This is a genomic window from Rhodoferax sp., from assembly GCF_034519335.1.
Classification (GTDB): Bacteria; Pseudomonadota; Gammaproteobacteria; order Burkholderiales; family Burkholderiaceae_C; genus Allorhodoferax.
Map to the genome: position 1 here is coordinate 132648 of NZ_JAXHOL010000044.1, position 20805 is coordinate 153452.

The following is a 20805-nucleotide window of genomic DNA, read 5'->3' on the forward strand; positions in this document are numbered from 1 at the left end:
GGCACACCCCCGGCTTGCCCACTGCGTATGGCCGCTTTCCCCCTTGCAGGGGGCAACACCAGCAGTTCGGCCAAGCCGGTCCTGCGGTGTTTCTGGGTTTTGGGGGCACTTTGCTCCACCGTAACGATTTAGCGACAAGGAGGTGTTCTTATGGAACGCGATCAGGCAACCAAGTTCATCAACGACCTGCTCAAGCTGATGGTCAGCCGCAATGGCAGCGATTTGTTCATCACCGCCGAGTTTCCGCCTGCCATCAAGGTGGACGGCAAGATCACCAAGGTCTCGCCCCAGCCCTTGAACGCGGCGCACACCATGGCGCTGGCACGGTCCATCATGAACGACAAACAGGTGGCCGAATTCGAGCGCACCAAAGAGAGCAACTTCGCCATCGCGCCGGCCGGCATTGGCCGCTTCCGTGCCAACGCCTTCATCCAGCAGGGCAAGGTGGGGCTGGTGCTGCGGGTGATCCCGCAGGTGCTGCCCACCATTGACGGCCTGGGCGTGCCCCAGGTACTCAAGGAAGTGGTGATGGCCAAGCGCGGCCTGTGCATCATGGTGGGTGCTACCGGCTCGGGCAAATCGACCACGCTAGCCGCCATGGTGGACTGGCGCAACGACAAATCCTTTGGCCACATCATCACCATCGAAGATCCGGTGGAGTTTGTGCACGCACACAAGAACTGTGTGGTGACGCAGCGCGAAGTAGGGCTGGACACCGACAGCTGGGAAGCTGCGCTTAAGAACACGTTGCGCCAGGCGCCCGATGTGATTCTGATGGGCGAAATCCGTGACCGCGAGACCATGGAGCACGCCGTGGCCTTTGCCGAAACCGGCCACTTGTGCTTGGCTACCTTGCACGCCAACAGCGCCAACCAAGCACTGGACCGCATCATCAACTTTTTCCCCGAAGAGCGCCGCAGCCAGCTGCTGATGGACCTCTCGCTGAACCTCAAGGCTCTGGTCTCGCAGCGCCTGATCCCCAAGCAGGACGGCAAGGGCCGGGTAGCGGCGGTGGAGATCATGATCAACTCCCCACTGATCTCCGACCTGATCTTCAAGGGCGAAGTGTCCGAGGTGAAGGAGATCATGAAGAAGAGCCGCCAGGCAGGCATGCAGACCTTCGACCAGGCGCTGTTCGACCTCTACGAAGGCAATGCCATCACCTACGAAGATGCGCTGCGCAACGCCGACTCCCTCAACGACCTGCGCCTGCAGATCAAGCTCAATAGCCAGCGTGGCAAGTCCAACGACCTGTCTGCCGGTACCGAAAATTTCGCCATCATGTGACCATGCCCAACATCAACGACAAAACCTACGAACCCTCTCCTGCCTACTCCGTCGCCTTCCTGGGTCTCGGCGTCATGGGCTACCCGATGGCCGGACACCTGGCACGTGCCGGTCACCAGGTCACCGTGTACAACCGCACCGCTAGCAAATCGGTAGCTTGGTGCGCAGAGTTCTCGGGGGCTAGCAGTCAATTGGGCGCCCATTCCCCTGCCGCCACGCCGCGCCAGGCAGCGCAGAACGCTGACATCATCTTTTGCTGCGTAGGCAATGACGATGACCTGCGCAGCGTGACCCTGGGTGCCGATGGTGCCTTCGCCGGCATGAAGCCGGGCGCCGTCTTTGTAGACCACACCACGGCGTCGGCCGACGTTGCCCGCGAGCTCAGTGCGGTGGCCCGTGCCAAGGGTCTGCAGTTCATTGACGCCCCGGTGTCGGGTGGCCAAGCCGGTGCCCAAAATGGTCTGCTGACGGTGATGTGTGGTGGTGATGCCAACGCGTTTGAAGCCGTGAAACCAGTGGCTATGGCCTTTTCGCGGGCCTTCACCTTGCTGGGGGACAGTGGTGCCGGTCAACTCGCCAAGATGGTGAACCAGATTTGTATTGCCGGGCTGGTGCAGGGCTTGAGCGAGGCGATTGCCTTTGGCCAGAAGGCTGGGCTGGACATGAACCAGGTGCTGGACGTGATTGGCAAGGGCGCGGCGCAGAGCTGGCAGCTGGACAACCGTGGTAAGACGATGGTGGCCGACAAGTTTGACTTTGGCTTTGCGGTGGACTGGATGCGCAAGGACTTGGGCTTGGTGCTGGATGAAGCCAAGCGCAATGGCGCACGCCTGCCGGTCACGGCGCTGGTAGACCAGTTTTATGCCGATGTGCAGCAGATGGGCGGCCAACGCTGGGATACCAGCAGTTTGATCAAGCGCTTGAAATAAATATAGCCCCCACGCTCCGCCGCTGCGCGGGTCGCTGCCCCCCGAGGGGGTGCGTTTCAGCTTGTGGCGGCACGGCGCTGAAACCTGACCCTCATGCTCCGCCCATAAAAAACGGCCCTGACGGGCCGTTTCGGTTTACTTCTTGGGTTCTGCCGGAGGGGGCGCTGGCTGCAGACGGGCCAGCTCGTCTTCCGAAATGATCTCCAAAATACGCACCACGCGCTGCACGCCAGAGGTACTGCTGATCACTTCGGTGGCGCGTTTGGCCTCACGTTCGGTCACACGACCCATCACATAGGTGGTTCCCCGTTCCGTCACGATTTTGAAGGCATTGGCAAACAGGTCTTTGGCATCTACCAGGCCGGCCTTGACGCGACCAGTCACCAAAGAATCGGACGAACGCTGGGTCAGGCTGGCATTGCCCATGACGCCCAACTCATTGACGATGTTGCGCACATTGTCTACTCGCGCCACGATCTGCTCGACCAACTGTTTGTCTTGGGCCGTGGGTACCTCACCGGTCAACAGCACTTGGCGGTTGTAGCTGGTCACATTCACGTGCACGCGTTCACCCAGGTTCTCACGGATGCGGCTCGCAGCACGCTGTTCAATGCCTTCATCTTCCACCACCGAACCGGAGGTGCGGCGATCCGTAGCGACCAGAGCACCGCCAACGGCGCCGCCCAATAGCAGTGGGAAGCAGGCGGTGAGGCTCACTACGCTTCCGGTCAGGGCAACGGCCAAGGCCAAGCGTTTCAAGGTGCGATTTTTCATGGGTTGGTTTCCTGTTCGCCCAGCAGTTGGGCATCAACGGCGTCGCATATGCAATGCAAAGCCAAAATATGGACTTCTTGGATACGGGCAGTGCGCTCATGCGGCACACAGATGTGTACATCGGTATCACGCAAGACCTGCGCCATCTTGCCGCCACCACGCCCGGTCAATCCCACAACGACCATTTCACGCGCATGGGCCGCTTCGATAGCGGCCAGCACATTGGCCGAGTTTCCACTGGTGGAGATCGCCAGCAGCACATCGCCAGGAGCTCCCAGTGCGCGCACCTGGCGCGAAAAGATCACGTTGTAGTCGTAATCGTTGGCAATGGCGGTAATGATGGAGGTGTCGGTGGTCAGCGCAATGGCACCGAGTTCGGGGCGTTCACGCTCAAAACGCCCCACAAACTCGGCGGCAAAATGTTGTGCATCGGCGGCAGAACCACCGTTGCCACAGGCCAGGACTTTGCCACCGCTGGTAACGCAAGCGAGCATGGCTTGCACAGCGTCAGCGATGGGCTTGCTCAAGCCTTGTGCTGACTGGTATTTGAGGTCAGCACTGTCGATGAAATGTTGTTGAATACGTTGCTCAAGCATGGCGGGAATGATACCGCGGCCCCCAAAACCCCCAGAGGCCAGGCGACTTGAGATGTATCAGGATGCATCAAACGCAGCCTGTAGCCACTCGATCCGATCGCCATCCAAAACAACCACATCGAAACGGCAGGGAGGCAAGCGGGACAGGCGTAGCAGGTAGTGCTGCGCCGCAAACACAATGCGACGCTGCTTGACCGCCCCCACACTGGCGGCACCTCCGCCATGGCGGCTGGAGGCCCGTTTGCGCACTTCCACAAACACCAGGGTGCCGTCGGGCGACCGCATGATCAGGTCGATTTCTCCGCCGCCCCGCCCGGGGGTTCGATAATTGCGGGCAACAAGCACCAGCCCCTGCTCTTGCAAATAACGCAGAGCGGCGTCTTCTCCGGCGTCCCCCAGCTGTTTGGTGGTGGCGCTTCGTGCTGGTCGTGTCGGAAAGAAACCCATATGAGTGCGTCTTTTATCTCTGCCCTGTCCGCTGCCAAAGAGGCCGCCGGTGCACAACATTATCCGCAGGGCGCGTTGTACCTGGTGGCCACGCCGATTGGCAACCTGGCCGACATCAGCCTGCGCGCACTGCATGTGCTGGCGCTGGCCGACACCATTGCCTGCGAAGACACGCGCCACACCCAGCAACTGCTGCGCGCCTACGGCATCGACAAATCGTCGGGCCAGCTACTGGCCGTGCACCAGCACAACGAGGCCCAGGCGGCGGAAGGTGTGGTGGCACGCCTGCGCCAGGACCAGCGCGTAGCCTATGTGAGTGATGCAGGCACGCCCGGCATCAGCGACCCGGGTGCGCGGCTGGTGGCACAGGTGCAGGCCGCCGGCCTGCGCAGCATTCCCCTGCCCGGCGCTAGCAGCGTCACCACCGCCCTGTGCGCGGCGGGCCTGGCCGAAGGCGGGGATGGGCACAGCGGTTTTGTGTTCCGAGGGTTTCTGTCCTCCAAGGCCACCGAGCGCGCGCATGAAGTTCAGCTGCTGTCAGAAGAACGTCGCGCCGTGGTAATTCTGGAGGCGCCCCATCGCATTGAGGCGCTGGCCTTGGCGCTCGCCCCGCTTGAGGCGCGCCTGATCACGGTTGGGCGCGAATTAACCAAACAGTTTGAAGAAATTGCCACGTTGGCGGCCGGCGAATTTACCGCCTGGTTGGCCGCTGATGCGAACCGGCTGCGGGGAGAGTTTGCGCTGGTGATTCATCCTGCACCGGCCAGTGCCGCGCAGGCGCCGGACGACCGGGTACTCAAACTGCTGCTGGAAGAACTACCGCTGAAAACCGCGGTCAAGCTGGCCGCGGACATCACCGGCGAGGCCCGCAACGCGCTGTACGAGCGGGCCCTGGCCCTCAAGCAGGGCTAACGCCTCAGGCCTGCTGCCAAGCCTGCACGTAGGCGCGCCCACGCACCAGCACATCGTCCGCAGAGGTGCCCGGCGCAAACAACTGACTGCCAATGCCAAAACCGGTGGCACCAGCCTTCTTCCAGGGGCCCATGCTCTCGGGGGTGATGCCCCCCACAGGCCACAGATCGGTACCGGCGGGCAGCACCGACTTCAGCGCCTTGATGCCGCCATGGCCCACCATCTCGGCAGGGAACAGCTTGAGCGCGTGGGCGCCTGCCTGCAGTGCTGCAAAGGCTTCAGTGGGTGTGGCCACACCGGGGGCGCACAGCATGCCCAGCTCCACCGCACGGCGAATCACCGCCACATCGCAATTGGGCGAGACCATGAGGCGGCCGCCGGCAGCATGTACAGCCTCCACATCGGCCACGGTCAGCATGGTGCCGCCGCCCACCATGGCATCGCTAGGCAGGGTGCGTGCCAGCGTGGCAATGCACTCCAGCGCGCCGGGGCGGTTCAGCGGCACTTCCAGCGTGCGAAAGCCGCTCTCGACCAGCGCCTCCCCCACGGCTTGTGCCTCCGCAGGCAACAGCCCACGCAGGATAGCTACCAGAGGGGCGCGGCGCGCACGCGCCAACAGTTCAAGGGAATCGCTCATAGGGGTTTCCAGTGCAGGTGAATGTGGTGGACGGCCGCCACAAAGGCGGCCTTGGCATCGAGGATGTCGAACGACAGGCCCAAGTGCTGGGCTGCGGTTTGGTAGTGGGCCGCCAGCTGCGGCGAGCCCAGCAGCTTGAACGTGCCCTGCGGGTCCGTGCCTGCGCTGCCCTCCAGCACGTCTTTGAGTTCGGTGCCAATCAGCAACCCACTCAGATACGCGGTGGCACTAGACGCGGACATGTCCTTGCAGACCACACGCGCCCGGACACTGAAAATCTGGTGACTCAGCGCATGGTGGCCTGCGGCCGTGACGCCTTCTACAAAAGCCGCCTCGTCCCACACCGGAGCCACGCCACCGGCTGCCGCGGCCACCGTGCCGTGTTTGCTGAGCAAGTCGAACAATTCACCCGTCATGTAGGTGCGCAGCTGCACCACTCGGCCTTCTTGCAACTCCACCCACTTGCTGTGGGTCCCGGGCAGTACGAACCAGCCGCTGCGGTGGCCCATCGCCCAGGCACCCAGCAGCTGGGTTTCTTCGCCGCGCATTACGTCGGGCAGGCCCGCGGCGTTGCGTACGCGGTAGCCCGGAATGATGAGGGCCGACACACCCGGTGCGGCATCCGGCACCCGCATGGCATGGGCCGCCAAATCTTGCAATGGCACGCTGCTGTCTACATAGGGCACCTCGTGCCAGCCCAGTGCGCTACCCACCATGCCAGCCAGCACCACGCCCGTGCCCTGCACCCCCAGCGCCTGAAGCGCGGCATCCAGCGCGCTGGGAAAACGGCCTTTGCAGGCCAGTGCGCCATCGGCGTCACTTACTTCACGCGCAAGCAGGCCCTCGCCCGTAATGGCATAGGAGCGGCGGTGGGTGGTTCCCCAATCCACACCGACAATCGAAACAGCAGGGTTGGCAGCCATATTTTTGGAGTTCACAGTGGATGTTCAGAGGAGTTTAAACATATGATGATTCATCCCAATTGTGCCGCATTCCCCCCACACCCCGTACCATGAAGCACCCCGCACCCCCCTCCCATGCCACCTACGCAGGGCGCAACCTGCATGGGCAGGTGGTGCAAGAACTCGGGCGCCGGGTAGTCGGCGGCGCGTATGCCGCTGGAGCCCTGCTACCCAACGAGGACCAACTGTGCGCCGAGCTGGCGGTGAGCCGCACCGCACTGCGCGAAGCCATCAAAGTGCTAGCTGCGAAAGGGCTGCTGGAGCCGCGCCCGCGCATTGGCACCCGGGTACGCGCTACCGAACAGTGGAACCTGCTGGACCCCGACATCTTGGCCTGGCGCTGCGCGACGGGGGCCGATACAGAATTCTTGCAGCACCTGACCGAGCTGCGTGAAATTATTGAACCCTCAGCAGCGTCACTGGCAGCCACCAGCCATAAAGCCGAGCAGCTGGCTCAGATTGCGCAGGCCTTGGAAAGCATGCAAAACGCCACCCACATCAGCGAGTGGGTGCAAGCCGATCTAGCCTTCCACACCGCCGTACTCAAGGCCACCAACAACCCCTTGCTGATGCCGCTGGCAGCCATCATTGGCAGCGCATTGGAATCCTTGCTGGTCGTGAGCGCACGTACTTCCGAAAACTTCAAGCAGGCTCTTCCCGACCACCAAAAGGTGTTCGACGCCATCGAAGCACGCGACGCGCAGAGCGCCTTGCACCGCATGGCGGGCCTGCTGTCTGACACCCGCTCTCTGATGAAACGGGCCGTTATTCCATTCAAAGATTGAATCCAGCATTTATTTGTATGATGATTTAAGTGGTTTCGCTACAATCCCTCCATTCTTTCCAAGCTTTTCTATGCCCACCCCAACACTTTCTGAATTTGCCAAGTACCCCAGCTTGGCGGGCCGATCGGTCTTTGTGACTGGCGGAAGCTCCGGCATTGGTGCCGACATCGTGATTGCGTATGCGCGCCAAGGCGCCAAGGTCACCTTCACCGGGCGCAATGCTGAAGCCGCAGCCAAGGTGGTAGAGGCGGCGTCCGCGCTGGGGCCGACTCCCTTGTTTTTACAGAGCGACGCCGCCGATGTAGCCGCCTTGCAAGCCGCCATTGCTACTGCGGCAGAGCGCTTTGGGGACATTTCAGTGCTCGTGAACAACGTGGCAAACGACCAGCGCCACAACCTGGCCGACGTTACACCGGACGACTTCGACTGGCGTGTCGCGATCAACTTGCGTCCGGCATTTTTTGCTGCCCAAGCCGTGGTCGAAGGCATGAAGCGCCTGGGCGGCGGTGCCATCGTGAACCTGGGGTCCATCAGCTGGATGATCAAGGGCGCGGGCTACCCCGTCTACGCCACCTGCAAGTCCGCCACCGTGGGCCTGTCGCGCAGCCTGGCGCGCGATCTGGGCAAGCTCAACATCCGCGTGAATACCCTGTCGCCCGGCTGGATCATGACCGAGAAGCAACTCACCATGTGGGTAGACGAAGCCGGTGAAAAAGCCATGGACGAGAACCAATGCCTGCCTGGCCGCATTGTGGGCAGCGACGTAGCCAACATGGCCCTGTTCCTCTCGGCTGACGACAGCCGCATGGTGACCGCGCAAGACTTTGTGGTGGACGCCGGATGGACCTGAGCACTCCCACCATTCGGAACGTATGGCCGGCTGAACTGCTGCTGGGCGAGGGCCCTCTGTGGCACGCCGCCAGTGAGCGTTTCTTTTTCGTCGACATCCATGGCAAAGCCTTGCACGCCTGGGCGCCGGCAACCGACGTGCGCCAGAGCTGGTCCATGCCGGAACGCATTTGCTGGCTGGTGCCACGCACCGACGGCGACGGCTTCATGGCCGGCCTGCAATCGGGTTTTGTGCGCCTCTGGCTGGAGCCCAGCCTGCGCATCGAGCCCGTTGGCAGTCCGCACCCGGATGAGCCGCTGGTCCGCCTCAATGATGCCAAGGCCGATTGCCATGGCCGCATTTGGGCAGGATCTATGCACAACGACGACGCCAGCCTGCAACGTGGCCGCCTCACAAGGCTGCAGCCCAGCGGCGAATTCAACGTGGTGGAAAGTGGCCTCTACATTGCCAACGGTCCGGCCATCGCACACGATGCGAGCTGGATGTTGCACACCGACTCCTTTCTGGAGACGGTCTACCGCTACGACCTGTCGCCACAGGGCGAGCTGTCGAACAAGACCGTGTGGAACAGCTTCGGCGGCGAACAAGGCTCGCCCGACGGCATGACGCTGGACCGCGATGGCAATGTGTGGGTGGCCTTCTGGGGCGGCGCCTGCATCCGCCAGTTCACACCGGCGGGCGCGCTGCTGCGCACCATCCACCTGCCAGCACCGCAGATCACCAGCATGGCCTTTGGCGGGCCAAACCTGGACCAGCTGTTGGTGACGAGCGCACGCATCGGCTTGGACGACGCCACGCTGGAGCGCTATCCGCTGGCTGGCAGCATCTTTGTGCTGGAGCCCGGTGTGCAAGGCGTGTTGCCCTGCACCTTTGGCTAAGGGCCGCTACTCGCCGGCGCGCAAGCGCCGGCGGCTGTCCCGCGCGTTGGGAAGCCAGCCGCGCCACAGCCAGCGGGCCAGCAACAGCAGGCCGCGAATCCATTCGTCGATCGCGTAGGCCATCCAGATGCCGGGCAGGCCAAACAGGCGACCCAACCAGAATGACCCGACACCCAGCACGAGCACCAAGGATGCCACACTGGAAGCAGCTGGGTAAATCGCATCCCCCGTCGCACGCAAGGCGCCATTGAGGATCAGGTTGAACACACGCCCGGTCTCCAATACCAGCGAGATCCACAACAGAGTTTGCGCAGCTTGAATGACCGCGGGGTCCTTGGTAAACATGCGCATCAGCCAGGGTGCGCCCAGAGCGGCCAACAACGCCAGAGACCCGGAAGCCAGCAAGCCATTGCGCACCGCTTTGCGCACCAATCCGTTGGCTACGCGCAAATCCCCAGCCCCCACAAGCCGCCCCACCATGATCTCGCAGGCCCAGCCAATGGCCATGCTGGTAAGCAACACGTACTTCAATAGTTGCAGCGTGTAGGAATGGGTCGCCAATGCCGTCACACCCAAGCGCGCAGTTGCCGCCACCGACACCATGAAGGCCCCGCGGTACGCGACCTCCACACCAGCACCGGGCAGACCCACGCGCAAGACGGGGCCCAAATCTTTCCAGCCCGCGGTCCACCAGTCGCGCCCCTGAGGTACCAATTGCATGCGAATACGCCAAAACCACAGGTGCAGTACCAGGCCCAGGGCCCGGCTGATCAGCATGGCAATGGCATACCCCTCGAGACCCATGCCATCCCATTCGCCCCAACCTCGCATCAACACCGCCGCCAGCAACAAGTGGCTGCTGTGCATGACGATCATGACTTTGAGCGAGTCCCGCGAGAACAAATGGGCGCGCAGCACGGAGGCCATGCTCAGGTTATAAGCCTCGAGCATCAGTGCTGGCGCAAACCACTGCAAAAAGGGCGCTGCCAACGCCACGATGGCATCCGGTGCATTGAGCCACTCGAGGACCAGGTCATTGCCGGCCACCACGATACAGACCACCAGCACACCGGCCCAAGTACTGGCCCCCAAGGCCAGCAATGCCGCACGGCGGGAAGCGGCATGCTGCTCCCCACCCAGGTACTGGGTCACCACTACGCCTAGGCCAATCGCCAGCACACGGAACACCACAAACAGGGTTTCCAGAATCTGGTTCACCAAGCCGAAGGCGCCGGCCGCAGCATCCGAGGTCTGGGAAGCCAACCACAAGCCCCCCATGGCCACACTCATGCCCAACAAAAATTCGCCCAGCAGTGGGCCGGCAATGGTGTTGAGACGCGGGCGGGAGGTGGGTGACATCAAACGACTCTCAGGTCCGGCACCACCACCGCGGTGTTGCCGAACCCTGAAGCGTACAACCTAACCAAGCCGGTAATAGGCCCCGCCCCATGCGGGCAGCTGCAGCATGTTTTCGATGCGGGGCACATCCGCCAAACCGCTTCCCTGGACAGCGACTGCCGCAACGTAGTCTGAGGGGAGCTCCCAGGGCACCGTGCTGTCACTGAAGTTAAAAATGCAAAGCAGTTGCGAACCTTCGAAAGCACGCTCAAATGCCAACACCTGGGGATGCGCTGGCAACACTCGGAGAGTGCCGCTGACCAAGGCCGGCAGGGTTTTGCGCCAGCGCAGCAGCGTGCGGTAGAAATTCAGCAGAGACCCTGCATCACGCTCTTGCACGTCCACCGCGAGCGCTCGGTGCGGTTCAATCACAGGTAACCACGGGACAGCCGGCTGGGCCGCGCTGGAGAAACCCAGATCGGCCGAATCCTTGGCCCAAGGGTGGGCCGTACGGCAACCATCGCGCCCCTTGAACTCGGGCCACATGGTGATGCCGTAGGGGTCCTGCAGGTCTTCAAACGCAATATCCGCTTCCGGCAGGCCCAACTCGTCGCCTTGGTAAATGCAAGGGGAACCGCGCAAGCTCATTTGCAGGGCGGCGCCCAAGCGCAGCAGATCGTGGGGGGCGGCATTGCCTGCGCTGCCCCAGCGACTGGCTACACGTACTACATCGTGGTTGGAGAGCGCCCAGCAAGGCCAGCCCCCGGGTGCCACCTCTTCAAAACGCTGTACAAACCCGCGGAAGTGGGCCGCACTGTGCGCCGTGCCCAGCAGGTCAAAGCAGTAGGCCATGTGCAGCTTGTCGCCACCACTGGTGTACTCGGCCACACGGCCCAAGCCGTCGTCGTCACCAATTTCTCCCACCATGGTGGTGTTGGGGTACTGGTCCAGCAGCGCGCGCAGGCGACGCAGGAAGGCCAGGTTCTCGGGCTGGCTCTTGTCATGCTTGTGCCACTGCCAGCCGTAGGGGTTCACCGCGTTGACCGCGGGGTCTTCGCCGTCAGGGCGTCCACGGGCCGGGTTGTCGCGCAGCTGCGCGTCATGAAAGTAAAAGTTGGCGGTGTCCAAGCGGTAGCCATCCACGCCCAGGTCCAGCCAGAACTTCACTGTCTCCAGCAAGGCGTTTTGTACTTCCGGGTTATGGAAGTTCAGGTCGGGCTGGCTGGTCAGGAAGTTGTGCATGTAGTACTGGCAGCGGCGCGTGTCCCACTGCCAGGCGCTACCGCCAAAAATGGAGAGCCAGTTGTTGGGCGGCGTGCCGTCGCTTTTCGCGTCGGCCCACACATACCAGTCGGCCTTGGGGTTGGTGAGGCTGGAGCGGCTCTCCACAAACCAGGGGTGCTGGTCGGAACTGTGCGAGAGCACCTGGTCGATCATGACCTTCAGACCCGAGCGCGTGGGCGCGGTCCACCAGCGTGCGGAAGTCGGCTACGGTGCCAAACATGGGGTCCACGTCGCAGTAGTCGCTGACGTCATAGCCAAAGTCCTTCATGGGGCTCTTGAAGAAGGGCGACAGCCAAATACCGTCTGCCCCGAGGGCGGCCACATAGTCCAATTTGGCGGTAATACCATCCAGGTCGCCAATGCCATCACCATTGCTGTCGGCAAAACTGCGTGGATAAATTTGGTAGATGACGCCGCCGCGCCACCAGTTGTCATTCGATGCTTTGGTCATAGAGAAAAGAGATGTGAAAAACGTTACTTGACAGAGCCGGACAGCAGGCCACGCACAAAGAAGCGCTGCAGCGAGAAGAACACCGCCACCGGCACGGCAATAGAGACAAAGGCGCTGGCGGTCAAAATTTCCCAACTTTCGCCACGCGAACCCAGCAAGTCATTGAGTTTGATGGTCAACACAATCTGGTCGGGCGCCTTGCCCAGGAATACCAGCGCGATGAGGAAGTCATTCCAGACCCAGAGGAACTGGAAGATAGCAAAACTGGCCAATGCCGGAATGGACAGGGGCAACACAATGCCCGTGAAGATCTGGAAATGCGAGGCTCCGTCCATGCGCGCGCTCTCAATGATGTCGCGCGGCAAAGAGGCGATGTAGTTGCGCAGCAGGTAGATAGCCAATGGCAGGCCAAATGCCGAGTGCGCCAGCCACACCCCCAGGTAGGACTTGGACTCCATGCCAAAGGTCTCGCCCAACTGGTTGTACAGGCGCAGCAGCGGAATCAGCGACATCTGCAGCGGCACCACCAGCAGACCCACCACCACCACGAACAACCACTTGCGCCCAGGAAACTCCATCCAGCTGAAGGCATACGCGGCAAAGGCTGCAATCAGGATGGGAATGAAGGTGGCGGGAATGGTGACCTTGAAGGTATTGAGAAAGGCCTGACCCACGCCCTCGCCAGAGACTACCTTTTCGTAATTCTGCGTCAAGAAAACCGGGGGCGATTCGGCCACATAAAACACGCGGATACCGCGGTCTTTGTCGTACGGGGCATTGAGCTCCAGGCGGTAGGCGCCATCGGCCGCCACGGTCAGCGTGCCGTCGGGCTTGCCATCTTCTTCGTCAAATACCTGGCCGTCGCCCACCTCAGCCACGGTACCCACGGCAAACTCCTTGGGGTTGGACGACTTGAGCGAGAACTGCTTGATGCGCACCTCAGACTGCTCGCCAAAGAGCAGCCCTTTGATGACGGTCTTGTCACCCTCCTGCACAGCACTTTGCGCGCCACCGGTGCGGCGCATGTCCGAACGCGTCTGGGTAGACAACGACGTCCACCATCCACTGGAGACCAGCTGCTGCTTGTCGCGGAAGCTGGAGACAAACAAGCCGAACGTGGGCAGGACCCACACCAGCACAATGGCCAGCAGCAAGGCTTGGGCGGCCAGCGACGGCAAGGTGAAGTATTTTTTCATCGTTGTGCCTCCTCGGTGCGGAACCGGCGGATGTTGAAAGCCATGACCGGAATCACCGCAAACATCAGCACCATGGCCAGCGTCGAGCTGCGCCCGTAGTCGCCACCGCCACGGAACATCCAGTCGTACATCAGGTTCGCCAACACACTGGTGTCCCACTGACCACCGGTCATGGCCATCACGATGTCGAACACCTTGAGCACGGTGATGGTGATGGTGGTCCACACCACCAGGATGGTGGACATCACTTGCGGCACCATGATTTCAAAGAAGATTTGGATCTCGCTGGCGCCGTCAATACGCGCCGCTTCAATCGTTTCGTTGGGCACGCCGCGCAATGCAGCAGACAGAATCACCATGGCAAAACCGGTCTGGATCCAAATCAGGATGGCCATGAGGAAGAAATTATTCCAGAAGGGCAGCGTCACCCAGGCCTGAGGCTCAAACCCCATGCCCATCACGATGGCGTTCAAGATACCGATTTGTTCTGCGTCGGGCCCACGGAAGTCATAGACAAACTTCCAAATCACGCTGGCACCCACAAAACTGATGGCCATGGGCATGAACACCATGGATTTGGCAAAGCCACCCCACCACACACGGTCGGCCAGTACCGCAACCACCAGCCCCAGGCCCGTCGCGGCCGCAGGCACCACCAGCAGCCACATGAAGTTATTGCGGATGGTGATCAAAAAATTCTGGTCCACCAACACCCATTGGTAATTGGCCAAACCGACAAACTGCTCGCCCGTCGCGTCGAAAAAACTCAGACGGAAGGTTTCAAACAGCGGATACAAGAGGTACGTGCCCAGCAGAAACAGTGCCGGAGCCAGAAACAACCAAGGCCGCACGCTGGAACGCATTTGCTCGCGCCCACTTTTGCTGCCTATTGGCAGGTGAACGATCTTGTCGAGCAGGAAATTGGAGCCGGCAAAGTACAGCAGGCAAAACGCAATGCTGACCACCACCGCAGTCAGGGTCTGGAGGATTTGATCGGTCATGGGACCCACTCTTGTGCGTAGCGCGATTGGTATTCAAAAAGGCCGGCAGCCCGCAAGCCGCCGGCCGGAAGACGCGCCCCACGGCGCTGTCAGAGGAGAGGCTTACTTGATGGCGTCCCAGCTCTTCTGGATTTCGTCCGCCACTTGCTGGGCGGACTGGCCACCGGAGTAGTTGACCATGCCCTTCCAGAAGCTGCCTGCGCCCACTGCGCCGGGCATCAGGTCGGAACCGTCAAAACGGAAGGTGGTGGCGTTTTGCAAGATTTCGCCTTGCTTCTTCAGCGATGCGGTCTTGTACTTGGCCAAATCTACACCCTTGTGCGGAGTCAGGAAGCCGCCTTCGGCCATCCAGATTTCATGCGACTGGGGATGCTGCAGGTATTCCATGAAAGCGCGGGCGCCCTTGCTGTCCTTGGTGATGGTCAGAATGGTGCCGCCGCCCAGGACCGGGTTACCCAGCTTCTTGCCAGCGAAAGACGGGAAGTAGAAGAAGTCTGCTTCGTCAGCCTTGCCCTCAGGGAAGAAGGCGGGAATGAACGACGCTTGACGGTGCATGTAGCACTTGGGTGGCGAACCAAACAGACCTTTGGGGCTGTCCTTGAAGCTCACGGTGGCCACGGCTTTGGCGCCGCCGTCTACATAGGCGTCGTTCTTGGCGAACCAGCCATAGGCTTCGATGGCTTCAACCACGCGTTTATCGTTGAACTTGACCTTGTTGCTGACCCAACCGTCATACACCTCAGGCGTCTGCGTGCGCAGCATCATGTCTTCCACCCAGTCGGTGGCGGGCCAGCCAGTGGCGGCATCCGAGCCCAGGCCGATACACCAGGGCTTGCCACCATCGGCGGCAATTTTCTTGGTCAAGGCTTGCAGCTCTTCCATGGACTTGGGCACTTTGTAGCCCTTTTCCTTGAAGTTCTCAGGCAAGTACCAGACCAGGCTCTTTACGTTCACGTTGTAGAACATGCCGTAAAACTCTTTTTTGCCTGCCTTGTTGGCGTAGGTGCCCAGATCAGCCCAAGAACTGCCAGCGGCGTAGTTCTTTTTCACCCACTCTTGTGCCTTCGGGCCCAGGGGCTTGAGGCCGTCGATGGCGGCCATGTTGGCGGCCAAACCGGGCTGGGGGAACACCGAGATGTTGGAGGGCGAACCCGCCTTGATGTCGATCACGATCTGCTGCTCGGAGCTTTGTGAGCAGGAGTGCTTCACGGTGGCGCCGGTGGCTTTCTCAAAATTGGCAATCACCTTCTTGAACATGCCTTCTTCGGCACCAGTCCAGGGGCAGGTGATGGTGATGACCTCACCCTTCAGGTCAGGCCCCTTGTAGTCTGCGGCCAGTGCTGGATTGACCAGCGCGCCGAATGCCAAAGCCGAAGCCCCGGCGATCATGGATTTCTTGAACATCGTCTCTCTCCTCTTGGTGTACTGCGGCCCATCCGCAGCACTTAAAAAATTGGATGTGGCGCAGGTCAGTCGACGCGTTTGCCTTCTGCGTTGAAGCGGTACAGATGCTCGGGCGCAAAGCCCAAAGCGATCGGACTACCCGGCTCCAGCGCGAGCGTGCCGTCCATGCGGGCGGTCACTTCACCGTGCTCACCTGCGCTGACATACGCAAAGGTTTCATTGCCCAGTTGTTCGGAATGTTTGAGCGTGCCCTGGATCGGGCCACCAGCCACCACCTTGAGATGTTCAGGGCGCAAGCCCACGTGGGCCACGTTGTGGCGAGCGGCAAAGTCACCACCCAAGATGTTCATCTGCGGGGAACCAATAAAGCCTGCCACAAACAGACTGGCAGGCTTGTTGTAAAGCTCCAGCGGGCGCCCCACCTGCTCCACCCGGCCCTTGTTGAGCACCACGATCTTGTCGGCCAGGGTCATGGCCTCGACCTGGTCGTGCGTGACGTAAATCATGGTTGCACCCAGGCGACGGTGCAATGTGGCCAGCTCCACGCGCATCTTGGTGCGCAGGGCGGCGTCCAGGTTAGACAAGGGCTCATCAAACAAAAACACCTTGGGGTCCCGCACGATGGCCCGGCCAATCGCCACGCGCTGACGCTGGCCGCCCGAGAGGGCCTTTGGCAGGCGATCCAGGTATTCGGTCAGCTGCAAAATTTCTGAGGCTTCGCGCACGCGGCGCTCAATCTCAGTCTTGGGAGTCTTGGCAATCTTCAGCGCAAAGGCCATGTTGTCGAACACGGTCTTGTGCGGGTAGAGCGCGTAACTCTGGAACACCATGGCCACACCACGCTCGGAAGGGCCGAGCTCATTGACACGCACGCCTCCAATGTTGAGATCACCACCAGAAATTTCTTCCAAGCCCGCAATCATGCGTAACAAGGTGGTTTTGCCACAGCCCGAAGGCCCGACGAATACGGTGAACTCCCCGGGTTCGATATCCAGATCGATGCCATGGATGACATCCGCTTTGCCGTAGTTTTTGACGATTCCGCGCAAGCGGACATCGGACTGACTCATATGCATGCTCCTGACGGGTGCGCGGCCAGTGAGTGGCTGCAACAAGATTTCCTGAATGGTAATTAAATTACCTACCCAATCACCTCGGGAAAACCCTCAATTCGAGGCATTTTCCGCATGTTTTTAGCAAAAACAAAACCGATTTTGTACAAAGATCCCACACCGGCGGAAAACCCAAGGGAGGCGAGTCCGGGTTAGCAATAAAGTTACCGATTGGTTACGTTTTGACAACGTTTTCAAGATTCTGCCACGGCCACGACAAAATTTCAGCCATTCGTTGCACGACCCAGCGCGATTGCTGCTCATTGAGCACGCAGGGTTCTGTACGCAACCCGCCGTAACAGCGTTCGATCACGTCCTGCTCTGTTACGCCAAGTTTGAATTGCAGATCAGCCGCAGTGGGGGCCAACATTTGCGCCATGTCTTCACACAGCTCGTAGTCCGCCAACACTTGGCTCCACGGGGCCGTGGGTTTGCTGCGCCCGATGGGCACATACAGCTGCAAAAAAGAAGGGGGAATGTCGATGTGGGGGGTGTTGTCGGTCATAGGCCATTGTGGCGCGCCCTCCCCTCCGACCAGTCCATGGCCGTTGCGGCGACCTACAAAAGCGGCTTGCCTAGTTGCTCCAGATGTAACAACACGCCGTCGCAAGCGTCTTCGACCAGGTCCAGCACAGACTCAAACCCCGCATCACCACCGTAATAGGGATCGGGCACCACGGGAGCCTCGTGGTGTTGGCAAAACTCGGTCAGGCGCCGCACCTTGTTTTGCGCATACGGCGGGCACATGGCCTGAACCAGGGCGAGGTTGTCCCAGTCCATCACCCGAATCAGGTCGGCACGGGCGAAATCTTCCTCCACCATTTGCCGGGCCCGCAGGTCCGCAAAGTCGTAACCGCGGCGGTTGGCATGGGCAAGACTCCGGGCGTCCGGCGGCTCACCGGGGTGGTAGTTGTGGGTGCCCGCGGAATCCACCTGCACACGGCCTCCCCAGCCGCGTGCAGCCACCTTGTGGCGCATGACGCCATGGGCGGTCGGGCTGCGGCAGATATTGCCCATGCACACAAACAACACCGTGAACTGCGCCACGACACCTCTCATATATGCAAAATCAGGCTTCAATGCCCATAGATACTGCGCGAGCAGCTACTAAAAATATAGCAACTATGCCAGTGGTGGCAACAAGCCGGCTGCGCGCAGCTTGTCTTTTTTGCTGGGGCGATGGCCCTTGATGCCGCCACCCAGTGTGGCCACGGGCGCCGTGGCTGTGGGTACAAAACCCGCCACCTGTTCGCGCGCAATGCTGATGCGGTGGCGCTTTTCAATCAGGCGGAAGTGCGACTCCATGTCGGCCGTCACAAAGCTCACCGCCAAGCCACTGGCGCCAGCGCGCGCAGTGCGGCCAATGCGGTGGGTGTAGTCAGTGGCCGAACGCGGCAGGTCAAAATTCACCACCACCGGCAGGTCGCTGATGTCGATGCCGCGCGCCGCCACATCAGTGGCCACCACCACTTGAATGGCCGAGTCCTTGAAGTCCATCAGCACCTGGGTGCGTTTGCCCTGGCTGAGCTGTGCATGAAAAGGCTCGGCCAACAGGCCTGCGCGGCGCAGCTTGTCGGCCACCATTTCGGCAGCGTATTTGGTAGCCACAAACACCAGCACCCGGCTCCAGCCCTGCTCGGCAATCAGGTGGCGCAGCAGCTGGGTGCGCTGGCTGGCGTCCACCTGGATGGCACGCTGGGCGATATCGGGTTGCTCGCCATCCTCGGCCACCACATTCACCTCCACCGGGCTGTGCAGGCTGGCCTGTGCCATGGCACGCACGTCCGCAGAAAAAGTGGCTGAGTACAGGAGACTCTGGTGACGCGCAGGCAGCAGGCTGCGAATGCGCTCGAGCTCTTGTGCAAAGCCCAAGTCCAGCAGTCGGTCTGCCTCGTCCAGCACCAGCGTCTGCACGCCGCCCAGGCTCAGCGCACGGTGGTCAATCACGTCCAGCAAACGGCCCGGCGTGGCCACCACAATGTCAGTGCCACCACGCAAGCCCATGAGCTGCGGGTTGATGGACACGCCACCAAACAGCACCGTCACGCGGGCCGCCTGGCCGGCATGCTGGGCCAGCGTGCGCAGCGTGTCGCCCACCTGGGTGGCCAGCTCGCGCGTGGGCACCACCACCAATGCAGTGGCCTGGCGGGGCTTGTGGCCCGCGCGGCTGGCCAGCTGCGCCAGCAGCACCATGGCGTAAGCAGCGGTTTTGCCGGAGCCGGTCTGCGCGCAGGCCAGCACGTCCTGCCCGCCCAAGGCCACGGGCACGGTTTGGGCCTGCACGGGCGTGGGCAAAACAAAGCCCTGCAGCACCATGGCATGCGCCAGTGCGGGGGATATACCGAGGTCAGAAAATGGCATGACGTGGAGAGCCCATGGGGCAGTAAGCAGGGTGAAGAAGAAAAAAACGAGGGTGGAGCAGGCCGGGCAACACGGGGCTCAGCCGGCGTAACCCATCACGGCGACACAGTGGCAGCCGGTGCCGAGCGCCACAAAGCCATGCCAGATCGCATGCGCATAACGGATACGCGAATCGAGCACAAAGAATACCACCCCCAGGGTGTAGGCCAAGCCACCGGCCACCAACCAAGCCAGGCCTTGTAAGGGCACACGCTCCACCAAGGGCACTGCGGCAATCAGCACCAGCCAGCCCATACACAGATACAGACCCGTGGACACCCAAGGATGCTCGAGTTTGTCAGTGGACTTGAGGATGACACCCACCACCGCCAACGCCCAGACCAGGCCAAACAAGGTCCAGCCCCAGGCGCCGTAGAGAGCGCCAAGCGCAAACGGGGTGTAACTGCCAGCAATGAACAGGAAGATGGCGCAGTAGTCCAGTTTGAGGAACACACGTTTGGCGCGCCCATTGGGCAGGGCGTGGTACAGCGTGGAGGTGAAATACAGCAGCACCATGGTGACGGCAAACACCACGGCCCCCACCTGGCTGGCCGGGCCCAGGTCGCGCGCCGCCGCAATCAAGAATGGCGCAGCACCGATGGCCGCCAGCAGCGCCAGCCCATGGCTGACACTGTTGGCGATTTCTTCACCCAAGCTTTGGAGTCGTGCGGTCATGTCCCGATTGTCGCAGCTTGGGTCGGGCCTGCGATAACCGTTGACCCTCCGCATGTAAGCGAAAACAAGCTACCAGCTTCACAACAGCGGGCGTAGTTCTCGCGCCGCATCCTGCAGCACCGGCAGCAGATCGCGCAGCAGGTCTTGCGCCGTCCAGCGGTGCGGTGCGGCCACCACATTGAGGGCAGCCACCGTGTGCCCTTGCGCGTTGCGCAGGGGCACGGCCAGAGCTAGCACGCCCAGTTCATGCTCCTCGCTGGCCAGGAAGAAATCTTGTTTGCGCGCCGCGTCAATGCTCTGGCGCAGCGCCTTGGTGTCGGTCACCGTGTGCGCCGTCAGACGGCGCAGCGGCTGCGCCTTGATCCAGGCGGCAAGCTGCGGCTTGGGCAGGGCCGCCAGCAGCAGGCGCCCGGTGGAGGTGGCGTGCGCAGGCAGGCGTGCGCCCAGGTGCAGCCCGTAGGCCAGCACCTGCGTCTTGCCCGAGGGCGCGCTGCGCCAGTCGTTGCCGCTGCGCGCGACGATCACCACCTCGTGCCCATCCAGCACCACGGCCGAAAACGACTCCTGCGTCTGCGCCGCCAGCCGGTTCAGCGTGGGCTGCAGCACCCGCGGCATGCGCGCTGACGCCAGGTAGCTGCCCGAGAAGCGCAGCACCTTGCTGGACAACCAGTAGTAGCTGCCATCAGTCTCCAGATAACCCAAATAGGCCAGCGTGAGCAAGTGGCGGCGCGCCGCGGCACGCGTGATGCCGGCGCGCTGGGCCGCCAATGTGGCGTTGAGGCGCTGGCGCTCGGTGTCAAAACTCTCCAGCACGGCCATGCCTTTGGCCATGCCGGCAATCAGGTCGGCCTTGGCAATGCCGGGGTGGGTGTCGGTCAGCGTCATGG

At 61.6% G+C, this 20805-nt stretch carries 23 protein-coding genes; 6 read left to right on the forward strand and 17 right to left on the reverse strand.

What is annotated here, in order from left to right:
- Window positions 1–150 precede the first annotated feature (150 nt).
- Window positions 151–1287: a PilT/PilU family type 4a pilus ATPase gene (locus U5O12_RS19900; RefSeq protein WP_296468227.1), complete on the forward strand. Its 1137-nt coding sequence runs from the start codon at window positions 151–153 to the stop codon at window positions 1285–1287.
- Window positions 1288–1289: 2 nt separating this feature from the next.
- On the forward strand, window positions 1290–2216 hold the full coding sequence (locus U5O12_RS19905) for an NAD(P)-dependent oxidoreductase (RefSeq protein WP_322580321.1): 927 nt from the start codon (window positions 1290–1292) through the stop codon (window positions 2214–2216).
- A 135-nt stretch (window positions 2217–2351) separates the two neighbouring features.
- Here the strand turns inward: U5O12_RS19905 and U5O12_RS19910 are convergent, their stop codons facing one another.
- From U5O12_RS19910 to U5O12_RS19920, 3 genes are read right to left on the reverse strand one after another with little or no spacing between them, the layout of a single operon-like run.
- The gene (locus tag U5O12_RS19910) at window positions 2352–2990 is read right to left on the reverse strand and encodes a BON domain-containing protein (RefSeq protein ID WP_322580322.1); all 639 of its coding nucleotides are present in this window, start codon (window positions 2988–2990) and stop codon (window positions 2352–2354) included.
- Window positions 2987–3586, reverse strand: coding sequence for a phosphoheptose isomerase (locus tag U5O12_RS19915; RefSeq protein WP_322580323.1), 600 nt, complete (start codon window positions 3584–3586; stop codon window positions 2987–2989). The genes U5O12_RS19910 and U5O12_RS19915 overlap by 4 nt, the downstream gene beginning before the upstream one ends.
- A 57-nt stretch (window positions 3587–3643) precedes the next feature.
- Window positions 3644–4033, reverse strand: a complete 390-nt coding sequence (locus tag U5O12_RS19920; RefSeq protein ID WP_322580324.1) for a YraN family protein — start codon at window positions 4031–4033, stop codon at window positions 3644–3646.
- Between U5O12_RS19920 and rsmI the strand changes: the two genes are divergently transcribed.
- Window positions 4034–4945: a 16S rRNA (cytidine(1402)-2'-O)-methyltransferase gene (rsmI, locus tag U5O12_RS19925; RefSeq protein WP_322580325.1), complete on the forward strand. Its 912-nt coding sequence runs from the start codon at window positions 4034–4036 to the stop codon at window positions 4943–4945.
- 4 nt (window positions 4946–4949) lie between these two features.
- Here rsmI and U5O12_RS19930 read toward each other — a convergent pair whose 3' ends face one another.
- The gene (locus U5O12_RS19930; protein WP_322580326.1) at window positions 4950–5582 is read right to left on the reverse strand and encodes a 2-dehydro-3-deoxy-6-phosphogalactonate aldolase; all 633 of its coding nucleotides are present in this window, start codon (window positions 5580–5582) and stop codon (window positions 4950–4952) included.
- Window positions 5579–6520 carry a 2-dehydro-3-deoxygalactonokinase gene (locus U5O12_RS19935; RefSeq protein WP_322580327.1) on the reverse strand — a complete coding sequence of 314 codons (942 nt, stop codon included), beginning with the start codon at window positions 6518–6520 and terminating at the stop codon, window positions 5579–5581. The genes U5O12_RS19930 and U5O12_RS19935 overlap by 4 nt, the downstream gene beginning before the upstream one ends.
- A 74-nt stretch (window positions 6521–6594) precedes the next feature.
- Here U5O12_RS19935 and U5O12_RS19940 point away from each other — a divergent pair, with 74 nt between their 5' ends.
- The 3 genes from U5O12_RS19940 to U5O12_RS19950 all read left to right on the forward strand — a co-directional run bounded on the left by U5O12_RS19940 (window position 6595) and on the right by U5O12_RS19950 (window position 9057).
- On the forward strand, window positions 6595–7329 hold the full coding sequence (locus U5O12_RS19940) for a FadR/GntR family transcriptional regulator (protein WP_322580328.1): 735 nt from the start codon (window positions 6595–6597) through the stop codon (window positions 7327–7329).
- Window positions 7330–7399: 70 nt separating this feature from the next.
- Window positions 7400–8179 (forward strand): SDR family oxidoreductase, encoded by a 780-nt coding sequence (locus tag U5O12_RS19945; RefSeq protein WP_322580329.1) that lies wholly within the window; start codon window positions 7400–7402, stop codon window positions 8177–8179.
- On the forward strand, window positions 8170–9057 hold the full coding sequence (locus U5O12_RS19950) for an SMP-30/gluconolactonase/LRE family protein (protein ID WP_322580330.1): 888 nt from the start codon (window positions 8170–8172) through the stop codon (window positions 9055–9057). The genes U5O12_RS19945 and U5O12_RS19950 overlap by 10 nt, the downstream gene beginning before the upstream one ends.
- A gap of 6 nt (window positions 9058–9063) precedes the next feature.
- Here U5O12_RS19950 and U5O12_RS19955 read toward each other — a convergent pair whose 3' ends face one another.
- The 12 genes from U5O12_RS19955 to U5O12_RS20005 all read right to left on the reverse strand — a co-directional run bounded on the left by U5O12_RS19955 (window position 9064) and on the right by U5O12_RS20005 (window position 20803).
- Window positions 9064–10416 carry an MATE family efflux transporter gene (locus U5O12_RS19955; protein ID WP_322580331.1) on the reverse strand — a complete coding sequence of 451 codons (1353 nt, stop codon included), beginning with the start codon at window positions 10414–10416 and terminating at the stop codon, window positions 9064–9066.
- A gap of 60 nt (window positions 10417–10476) precedes the next feature.
- On the reverse strand, window positions 10477–11784 hold the full coding sequence (locus U5O12_RS19960; protein ID WP_416221539.1) for an alpha-amylase family glycosyl hydrolase: 1308 nt from the start codon (window positions 11782–11784) through the stop codon (window positions 10477–10479).
- Complete coding sequence (locus U5O12_RS21275) at window positions 11675–12130, reverse strand: alpha-amylase family glycosyl hydrolase (RefSeq protein ID WP_416221531.1); 456 nt, start codon at window positions 12128–12130, stop codon at window positions 11675–11677. The genes U5O12_RS19960 and U5O12_RS21275 overlap by 110 nt, the downstream gene beginning before the upstream one ends.
- A gap of 23 nt (window positions 12131–12153) precedes the next feature.
- Entirely contained in the window at window positions 12154–13326 is a 1173-nt protein-coding gene (locus U5O12_RS19965) for a carbohydrate ABC transporter permease (protein WP_322580332.1), read from the reverse strand.
- Window positions 13323–14327 carry a sugar ABC transporter permease gene (locus U5O12_RS19970; RefSeq protein ID WP_322580333.1) on the reverse strand — a complete coding sequence of 335 codons (1005 nt, stop codon included), beginning with the start codon at window positions 14325–14327 and terminating at the stop codon, window positions 13323–13325. Before U5O12_RS19970 ends, U5O12_RS19965 begins: the two co-directional genes overlap by 4 nt.
- Before the next feature lie 102 nt (window positions 14328–14429).
- On the reverse strand, window positions 14430–15731 hold the full coding sequence (locus U5O12_RS19975; protein ID WP_322580334.1) for an ABC transporter substrate-binding protein: 1302 nt from the start codon (window positions 15729–15731) through the stop codon (window positions 14430–14432).
- A gap of 65 nt (window positions 15732–15796) precedes the next feature.
- A complete protein-coding gene (locus U5O12_RS19980; RefSeq protein WP_322580335.1) occupies window positions 15797–16801 on the reverse strand; it encodes a sn-glycerol-3-phosphate ABC transporter ATP-binding protein UgpC in 1005 nt (334 codons plus the stop codon).
- Between the two features lie 217 nt (window positions 16802–17018).
- A complete protein-coding gene (locus U5O12_RS19985; protein ID WP_322580336.1) occupies window positions 17019–17348 on the reverse strand; it encodes an ATPase with chaperone activity in 330 nt (109 codons plus the stop codon).
- Window positions 17349–17401: 53 nt separating this feature from the next.
- Window positions 17402–17890, reverse strand: coding sequence for a low molecular weight protein-tyrosine-phosphatase (locus U5O12_RS19990; protein WP_416221532.1), 489 nt, complete (start codon window positions 17888–17890; stop codon window positions 17402–17404).
- A gap of 75 nt (window positions 17891–17965) precedes the next feature.
- Window positions 17966–19204 carry a DEAD/DEAH box helicase gene (locus tag U5O12_RS19995; protein WP_322580338.1) on the reverse strand — a complete coding sequence of 413 codons (1239 nt, stop codon included), beginning with the start codon at window positions 19202–19204 and terminating at the stop codon, window positions 17966–17968.
- Window positions 19205–19282: 78 nt separating this feature from the next.
- A complete protein-coding gene (gene trhA, locus U5O12_RS20000) occupies window positions 19283–19918 on the reverse strand; it encodes a PAQR family membrane homeostasis protein TrhA (protein ID WP_322580339.1) in 636 nt (211 codons plus the stop codon).
- Window positions 19919–19996: 78 nt separating this feature from the next.
- A complete protein-coding gene (locus U5O12_RS20005; protein WP_322580340.1) occupies window positions 19997–20803 on the reverse strand; it encodes an IclR family transcriptional regulator domain-containing protein in 807 nt (268 codons plus the stop codon).
- Window positions 20804–20805: the final 2 nt, after the last annotated feature.